Here is an 8179-nt window from a genome sequence, read left to right on the forward strand (position 1 = left end):
CAGCGGCGCGGGCCCCGGTGGAAGGACCCGCGCCGCGGTGAGAAGGGGCTACTTGACCGCGCCGGCGGTGATGCCGCGGGTCAGGGTGCGCTGGAAGATCAGGAAGAAGATCAGCGTCGGCAGCAGTCCGAGCAGGGCGCTCGCGCTGGTCGTCGTGACGTCCATGATCTTGTCGCCCTGCAGGCTGGAGATGGCGATCGGGACGGTCTGCGTCGCGTCGCTCACCAGGAAGACCAGCGGGATGAGGAACTCGTTCCAGGTCCAGATGAAGAAGAAGATCATCAGCACCGAGAGCGTCGGCCGCGAGATCGGCACGATCACCCGGGTGAGCACCTGCCACTTGGAGGCGCCGTCGAGTGCCGCGGCCTCGAGGATCTCCTTCGGGAAGGTGCCGTAGACGCTGGAGAGCAGATAGGTGCCGAAGGCCGACTGGATCACGGTGAAGATGATGATCACCGAGAGCTGGCTGTCGTAGATCCCGACCGCCTTGAACATGTAGTACAGCGGGTAGAGCAGGGCCTCCTGCGGCAGCATGTTCGCCAGCAGGAACAGGATGATGATCCAGCTCCGGCCCTTCACCCGGCCGATGCCGATGGCGTAGGCGTTGAGCACCGAGAGAGCGACCGCGAGGATCGCGACCGAGCCCGAGATCAGGATCGAGTTGCCGAGCTTCTCCGGGAAGTTCACCCGCTCCCAGAAGGTCGAGAGGCCGTCGAAGGAGAGGCCGGTCGGGAAGGCGAGCGGACCGCCCACGGAGTACTCGGCCGGGGTCTTGAACGAGTTGAGCAGGATCAGCAGCACCGGGCTGATGATGACGAGTCCGATCACGACGGCCACGACCAGGATCGCCCAGTCGCCGAGGGTGCGCTTGGTCGCGCCCTTCGAGGCCTTGGGCGCCTTCTTCGGCGTGGTCAGATCGGTGTCGTCGGTTCCGGCCTGGGTGAACGGCAGGGCTTCGATGGCCGACATCAGCGGGCTCCTTCGCTGCGCTCGACGCGCTCCTGGGCGCGGATGAAGAGGACGGCCAGGATCACGATGACGATGGTCAGCGCGGTCGCGATGGTGGCGCCGTAGCCCACCTGCTGCTTCTGGAAGAACTCGGTGTAGGAGTAGTAGCTCGGCACGATGGTCGAGTCGCCCGGGCCGCCGCGGGTCAGCGCGTAGATCGGGCCGAAGACCTTGAGCGCCGCGATGGTGCAGGTGAGGGTGACGACGAAGACCTCGGGGCGGATGATCGAGATCGTGATCCAGCGGAAGCGCTGGAACCAGTTCGCGCCGTCGAGCTCGGCGGCCTCGTAGAGCTCGGGGTCCACGCGCTGCAGGGCGGCCATGAAGATGACGACCGGGTAGCCGAGCTGCACCCAGATCATCACGACCATGATCGAGAGCATCGCGGTGTCGGGCTTGCCGAGCCAGTCGTGCGCGAGCGAGCCGAGGCCGACCGCCTCGAGGATCGAGTTGAGGGCGCCGTTGTCCGGGCGGAGGATCCAGCCGATCACGATGGCGGCGATGACCGTCGGCAGGATCTGCGGGAGGTAGTAGGTCGCGCGGAGGAAGGAGGCGATCCGGCCGCCGAACTTCTTGCCGACCAGATCGAAGAGGATCGCGGCGAGGAGGAGGCCGAGGATCGTCGGGACGATCACCATCGCGATGATCATGTAGACCGAGTTGAGGAACGACGTCCAGAACTGGTCGTCGCCCATCAGCTCGATCCAGTTGTCGAGGCCGATGAAGATCGGCGGCTTGATGCCGCGCCACGACGTGAAGCTGATGTAGATGTTCCAGATCAGCGGGATCAGCACGATGAACACGAAGAGCACGAAGCCCGGGATCAGGTACAGCCAGTAGCCGCCGGAGCGCTTCTCGCGGGGCGGCTTCTCCGCCGTGGGAGGCGGCGGGGCGCTCTCCGCGCGACGCGGAACGGTCGTCGTCATGGGTACTCCTTGAACGTGGGGGCTAAGGGGGGGCGGGAGGGCTTGCTGGTCGAGCAGCCCCGCAGGGGCGTATCGAGACCCGCTGTCGCCGGAGCTTCGGACGGAAGGTGGATCTCGATACGCCCGCTGCGCGGGCTACTCGATCAGCATGGAAAGGAGGCGGGCCCATTTCTTGCTGGTCGAGTAGCCCCGCAGGGGCGTATCGAGACCCGCCCCGTCAGCGGTTACTTGATGTCCGCGACGCCGTCGTCGTACTTGCCCTGGAGCTCCGTCAGCATTCCGCTGGGGTCGACCGAGCCGTTGATGAGCTCCTGCGAGGCGGCGACGAGGTCGTCGTAGAAGGTGGCGGTGGGCCAGTCGGGGTAGAAGGAGAGCTGGTCCTGGTCGACGACCGTCTTCCACTGCGAGAGCAGCGCCTTGCTCTTCTCGTCGGTGATCGCCGTCTCGTCGACGACCAGCGGGATGCCGCCGTTGTTGCCGATGAGGTTCTGGATCTCGGGGCGCATCGTGATGTCGATCCACTTGAAGGCGAGGTCCTTGTTCTTCGCCGTCTCCGGGATGACCCAATGGTTGCCGGCGGAGCCCATCGTGAACTCGGCGCCCGGGAAGAGGAAGGTGTCCCACTCGAAGCCGGTGATCTCGGTCTTGAAGCGGCCGAACCACCACGAGCCCGAGAAGAAGATCGGGTACTCGCCGGAGATGAAGGCGGTGCCCGCGTCCTCGGCCTTGAGCCCGGAGGCGTCGGCGGAGAAGTAGCCCTTGTCGACGTAGGTCTGCAGTTGGTCGGCCGCGTAGCTCCAGGCCGCGTCCTCGAAGTCGACCTCGCCGGTGTAGGTCTGGTAGTCGGTGATCCACTGGCGGTCGGCCTTCAGCAGCGCGAGCTGGTAGAAGAGCTGCTGCAGCGGGTACTCCGCGCCGGCCTCGGCGAGCGGGGTGATCCCCTTGGCGACGAAGGCGTCGAGCACGGCGGTGAACTCGTCGTAGGTCGTGGGGACCTCGAGGCCGTTCGCCGCGAAGACGTCCTTGTTGTAGTAGACGAACGTGAACTCGCCGTAGTTGGGGATGCCGTACCAGGAGCCGGAGCCCATGATGCCCTTGTCGTCGTACTTGGCCGTGGTCTGCAGAGCGCCGGGGATCAGCTTGTCCCAGCCGTAGAACTCGACGGCCTCGTCGAGGTTGGTGAGCAGGCCCTGGCTGGAGAGCAGTCCGCTGGTCGCGTTGCCCTTGTTGTACTCGACGACGTCGGGCGCGGAGTTGGAGTTGAAGATCTGGCTGGCACCCGTGCGCAGCTGCTCGAAGGCCTTGAACTCGTAGGCGATCTCGGCGCCGGTCTCCTTGGTGAAGATGTCGCGGGCGGCGAGCCAGGCGATGCCGCGGTCGCTGTCGGGGGTCTCGAAGTCCCACATGGTGAGGGTGCGGCCGGCGCCGTCGACATCGGTGGCGAGGGCGTCGGAGCCGGCGTCGGAGCCGCCTCCGGAGCAGGCGGCGAGCGCGAACATCGCGCCGATGCCGACACCGCCGGCGATCAGGCCGCGGCGGCTCAGCGAGCCGACGGTGGCGGCGGAAGGGCGGTGGAAGGCGGTGCGGGGACGAAGCGACATAGCGGGAGTTCTCCTTCAAACGGTGCCGCGGGGCTGTGGACGAGGGCTGTGAGTGGTGGATCGTGCGAGTCGAAGAGCGCTCTCTGAGACCGGCCGAGCTGTCGAAGCGTTTCGACGATCGGCGTGGAGAACGCGGAGGCGAAGAGGACTGAAAAGGGTCAGGGAGCGGCCGGCACCGGGGCGCCGGTCGCGGCGAGCGCGAGGGAGCCGCGGTCGACGTAGTGGGGCGGGAGGAGGTCGACGCCGGTGGTGCGGCCGGAGTCGATCTGCTGGAGGGTGCGGGCGACGGCCGCGCGGCACATCGCGTCGAACGGGAGGGGGATGCTGCTGACCGGCACCGGGAGCGCCGCGCCGTCGTAGCTCGCGCAGGCCGCGAGGACCGACAGGTCGCCGGGGATCGAGAGGCCGCGCTCGACGAGGCGCTCGATCGCCGCCTCCGCCACCGGCTCGTTGCAGTGCAGCACGAGGGCGGAGACCGGGCCGGTGAGCAGCGCGTCGACCGCCGCCGACGCGCTCGCGCGGCCGATGTGCGGGCGCTCGACGCTGAGGGCGAGGCCGAGGGCCGCGCACTCCGCCTCGAAGGCGTCGTCGAAGCGGCGGACGAAGCCGGCGTTGCGGTCGGTGTACGACTGCGGATGCTCGATCAGGCCGATCGAGCGGTGGCCCTGCTCGGCGAGCAGGCGGACGCTCCGGCGCGCGGCCTCCGCGAAGTCCAGGTCGACGCAGGCGAGGTCGTGCGCGTCGGCCGGGACGCCGATGAAGGTGGCCGGGACGCCGGCCGCGCGGATGAGAGCGGCACGGTCGTCCTCGTCGTCGACGCCCATCAGGACGACGCCGTCGACGAGCGAGGAGGAGGAGACGCGGGCGATGCCGCTGGAGGCCTCGTCCGTGACGAGGAGGAGGACGTCGTAGTCGGACTCGCGGGCCCGCTCGAGCACCTCGGTGACGAAGCGCATGTGGGTGGGCAGGTGCAGCTCGCCGCGCATCGGCGCCGAGAGGGCGAGGATGTGGGTCCGCGCTCCGGCGAGCATGCGGGCGCCGGCGTGCGGCCGGTAGCCCAGCTGCCGGACGGCCTCGTCGACCCGCTGGCGGGTGGAGGCGGCGATCGATCGCTTGCCGGAGAGGGCGTAGGAGACGGTGCTGATCGAGACTCCGGCCACGCGGGCGACGTCGTGGATGCTCGCCATCGTTCCTCCTGCCGGACCTCGTCGTCGGTGCCCGGCCGCTCCGCCCTGCTCGGGAGAGCAGTGCTTCGAAACGCTTCGACCGGGTTGCTGCTGAGCACTGTACGCACAGTCGAAACGCTTCCGCAAGGAATTCGTCGGGCCACGCCACATATCGACGCGAGACGTCGCGTCGATCGGGGAGCACAGTGGCGCGAGACGTCGCGACGGTCGAGGAGCACCCCCGCGCGACACGTCGCGACGACCGTTGCGCCGCACGCCCCCGATCGATATGTTGGGCGCAACAACAATTCGGCGACGTCGCCGGAAAGGATTCGGATCAATGTCCCTGACCCCCACCCGCGCCGACAAGTTCTCGTTCGGCCTCTGGACCATCGGCTACAACGGGACGGACCCGTTCGGCGGCCCGACCCGCAAGCCTCTCGACACCGTGCACGCGGTCGAGAAGCTGAGCGAGCTCGGCGCCTACGGCCTCACCTTCCACGACGACGACCTCTTCGCGTTCGGCTCGACCGACGCCGAGCGCCAGACCGAGATCGACCGCCTGAAGGGCGCGCTCGAGTCCACCGGCCTGATCGTCCCGATGGTCACCACCAACCTCTTCAGCGCCCCGGTCTTCAAGGACGGCGGCTTCACCTCGAACGACCGCGACGTGCGCCGCTTCGCGCTGCGCAAGGTCCTCCGCAACATCGACCTCGCCGCCGAGCTCGGCGCGCAGACCTTCGTGATGTGGGGTGGCCGCGAGGGCGCCGAGTACGACTCCGCCAAGGACATCCGCGCGGCCCTCGAGCGCTACCGCGAGGCCGTCAACCTGCTCGGCGACTACGTCACCGACAAGGGCTACGACATCCGCTTCGCGATCGAGCCCAAGCCCAACGAGCCCCGCGGCGACATCCTGCTGCCGACCCTCGGCCACGCGATCGCGTTCATCGACTCGCTCGAGCGCCCCGAGCTCGTCGGCGTGAACCCCGAGGTCGGCCACGAGCAGATGGCGGGCCTGAACTTCACGGCCGGCATCGCCCAGGCGCTGTACCACGGCAAGCTCTTCCACATCGACCTCAACGGCCAGCGCGGCATCAAGTACGACCAGGACCTCGTCTTCGGTCACGGCGACCTGCACAACGCGTTCTCGCTCGTCGACCTGCTGGAGAACGGCGGCCCCGGCGGCGTCCCGGCCTACGACGGCCCGCGCCACTTCGACTACAAGCCCTCGCGCACCGAGGACGAGACCGGCGTCTGGGACTCGGCCGCCGCCAACATGCGCACCTACCTGCTGCTCAAGGAGCGCGCCGCGGCCTTCCGCGCCGACCCCGAGGTCCAGGAGGCTCTCGCGGCGTCGAAGGTCGGCGAGCTGTCGACCCCGACGCTGAACGAGGGCGAGTCCTACGACGACCTGCTCGCGGACACCGCGTCCTACGAGTCGTTCGACACCGACGCGTACCTCGGCGGCAAGGGCTTCGGCTTCGTCCGCCTGCAGCAGCTCGCGACCGAGCACCTGCTCGGCGCGCGCGGCTGACCCACCCTCCCGCTCCCGCGGTGCGCCGCGGGACGTCCTGAGACGGACGGGATCCTCTGCCTCAGCAGGGGGTCTCGTCCGTTCTCGCATGCCGGGGTGACGGCTCCGGCCCTCCCCCGCCTCTCCTTCGCGGAGGCACCGCCCCCGCCCTTCCACTCGACGGTGGCACCGCCACCGCACCCCGACTTCAGCGGAGGCCGCGCCTCCGCACCCGCCACAACGAACGGAGACGGCGATGACGCTCGTCGCAGGGATCGACTCGTCCACCCAGAGCTGCAAGGTCGTCGTCCGCGACCTCGACACGGGAGCCGTGGTCCGCACCGGCCGCGCCTCGCACCCGGACGGGACCGAGGTCGACCCGGCCGCCTGGTGGGAGGCGCTGCAGATCGCGCTCGCGGACGCGGGCGGACTCGACGACGTCGCTGCGATCTCGGTCGGCGGGCAGCAGCACGGGATGGTCGTGCTCGACGCCGACGGGCGCGTCATCCGGCCCGCGCTGCTCTGGAACGACACCCGCAGTGCCGGCGCGGCGCGCGAGCTGATCGAGGAGCTCGGCGCGGAGGCGTGGGCGCAACGCACCGGCAGCGTCCCGGTCGCGTCCTTCACCGCCACCAAGCTGCGCTGGCTGCGCGACGCCGAGCCGGAGAACGCCGCGCGCGTCGCGGCCGTGGCGCTCCCGCACGACTGGCTGACCTGGCGCCTGCTCGGCTACGGCCCCGACTCCGCGCGCGGGCCGCAGCTGGACGCGCTGACCACCGACCGCTCCGACGCCTCCGGCACCTCGTACTGGGGCGCCGACGGCTACGACCTCGACCTGCTCGAGCGCGCGCTCGGGCACCGGGCGCTCCTCCCCCGCGTGCTCGGGCCCTCGGAGCAGGCGGGCACGACCGAGAGCGGTCTCGTCGTCGGTCCCGGCGCGGGTGACAACGCCGGCGCGGCGCTCGGCCTCGGGGCGGGGCCCGGCGACGTCGTGGTGAGCATCGGCACCAGCGGCACCGTCTTCGCCGTGACCGACGACCCGGTGCGCGACGCCTCGGGCACGGTCGCGGGGTTCGCGGACGCGAGCGGGCGGTTCCTGCCGCTGGTCGCGACGCTGAACGCGGCGCGGGTGCTGGCCTCGACGGCCGGGCTGCTGGGGAGCGACTTCGACGCCTTCTCGGCGCTCGCGCTCGAGGCCGAGCCGGGATCCGGCGGTCTCGTGCTCGTGCCCTACTTCGAGGGCGAGCGGACGCCGAACCTGCCCGACGCGACGGCGAGCCTGCACGGGATGACGATCGCGTCGACCACGCGGCCGAACCTGGCGCGCGCGGCGATCGAGGGCATGCTCTGCGGCCTCGCCGACGGCCTGGACGCCGTGCGGGCGCAGGGCGTCGAGGCCCGGCGCATCCTGCTGATCGGCGGGGCGGCGCAGAACGGCGCGGTGCAGCTGGCGGCCTCGCAGGTCTTCGACGTGCCGGTGGTCGTGCCCACGCCGGGCGAGTACGTCGCCGACGGCGCCGCGGTGCAGGCCGCCTGGGCGCTGACCGGCGCGCGCCCGACCTGGGAGGTCACCTCCCTCGCCGAGCCGACGCCGGACCACCGCCCGGTCATCCGCGAGCAGTACGCGGCGGCCCGCGCCTGAATCGCGTGCAGCGGGCGGGTCTCGATACGCGCTGCGCGCTACTCGACCAGCATGAGGAGGCTGCCGCCCATCGGGCGTCCGCCATGCTGATCGAGTAGCGCGCGCAGCGGGCCGTTCATGCTGATCGAGTAGCCCGCGCAGCGGGCGTATCGAGATCCGCCGGCCCCAGAAGGACGAGTCTGCAGACCCGCTCTGCTGGTGACGTCGGGTCTCGATACGCCCCTGCGGGGCTACTCGACATTGAGAATGGTGGTGTGGTGCGGGAGGGTGTCTGACCTTCTACTCGACGGACCGCCTCGCGGGGTGTGTCCACTGCTGGATCT

At 69.9% G+C, this 8179-nt stretch carries 6 protein-coding genes; 2 read left to right on the top strand and 4 right to left on the bottom strand.

Going from position 1 to position 8179, the window contains the following annotated elements; genetic code table 11:
- Positions 1-48: 48 nt before the first annotated feature.
- From EDF17_RS16560 to EDF17_RS16575, 4 genes are all read right to left on the bottom strand, one after another.
- A complete protein-coding gene (locus EDF17_RS16560) occupies positions 49-969 on the bottom strand; it encodes a carbohydrate ABC transporter permease (protein WP_123447719.1) in 921 nt (306 codons plus the stop codon).
- A complete protein-coding gene (locus EDF17_RS16565) occupies positions 969-1934 on the bottom strand; it encodes a sugar ABC transporter permease (RefSeq protein ID WP_123447720.1) in 966 nt (321 codons plus the stop codon). Before EDF17_RS16565 ends, EDF17_RS16560 begins: the two co-directional genes overlap by 1 nt.
- A 224-nt stretch (positions 1935-2158) precedes the next feature.
- Positions 2159-3535 (bottom strand): extracellular solute-binding protein, encoded by a 1377-nt coding sequence (locus EDF17_RS16570; protein ID WP_243732939.1) that lies wholly within the window; start codon positions 3533-3535, stop codon positions 2159-2161.
- A gap of 158 nt (positions 3536-3693) precedes the next feature.
- On the bottom strand, positions 3694-4722 hold the full coding sequence (locus tag EDF17_RS16575) for a LacI family DNA-binding transcriptional regulator (RefSeq protein WP_166649720.1): 1029 nt from the start codon (positions 4720-4722) through the stop codon (positions 3694-3696).
- A 319-nt stretch (positions 4723-5041) separates the two neighbouring features.
- On the opposite strand from EDF17_RS16575, the gene xylA reads away from it, so the two are divergent.
- Both xylA and xylB read left to right on the top strand, forming a co-directional pair.
- Positions 5042-6235, top strand: a complete 1194-nt coding sequence (gene xylA / locus EDF17_RS16580) for a xylose isomerase (protein ID WP_123447721.1) — start codon at positions 5042-5044, stop codon at positions 6233-6235.
- Between the two features lie 235 nt (positions 6236-6470).
- Entirely contained in the window at positions 6471-7856 is a 1386-nt protein-coding gene (xylB, locus tag EDF17_RS16585) for a xylulokinase (RefSeq protein WP_123447722.1), read from the top strand.
- Positions 7857-8179 lie beyond the last annotated feature (323 nt).

The sequence above is a fragment of the Rathayibacter sp. PhB1 genome (assembly GCF_004362935.1).
Lineage (GTDB): Bacteria > Actinomycetota > Actinomycetes > Actinomycetales > Microbacteriaceae > Rathayibacter > Rathayibacter festucae.

Coding starts and splice junctions, on each gene's coding strand:
- xylA (WP_123447721.1), top strand. CDS start 5,042: ATGTCCCTGACCCCCACCCGCGCCGACAAGTTCTCGTTCGGCCTCTGG.
- EDF17_RS16570 (WP_243732939.1), bottom strand. CDS start 3,535: ATGTCGCTTCGTCCCCGCACCGCCTTCCACCGCCCTTCCGCCGCCACC.
- EDF17_RS16560 (WP_123447719.1), bottom strand. CDS start 969: ATGTCGGCCATCGAAGCCCTGCCGTTCACCCAGGCCGGAACCGACGAC.
- EDF17_RS16565 (WP_123447720.1), bottom strand. CDS start 1,934: ATGACGACGACCGTTCCGCGTCGCGCGGAGAGCGCCCCGCCGCCTCCC.
- EDF17_RS16575 (WP_166649720.1), bottom strand. CDS start 4,722: ATGGCGAGCATCCACGACGTCGCCCGCGTGGCCGGAGTCTCGATCAGC.
- xylB (WP_123447722.1), top strand. CDS start 6,471: ATGACGCTCGTCGCAGGGATCGACTCGTCCACCCAGAGCTGCAAGGTC.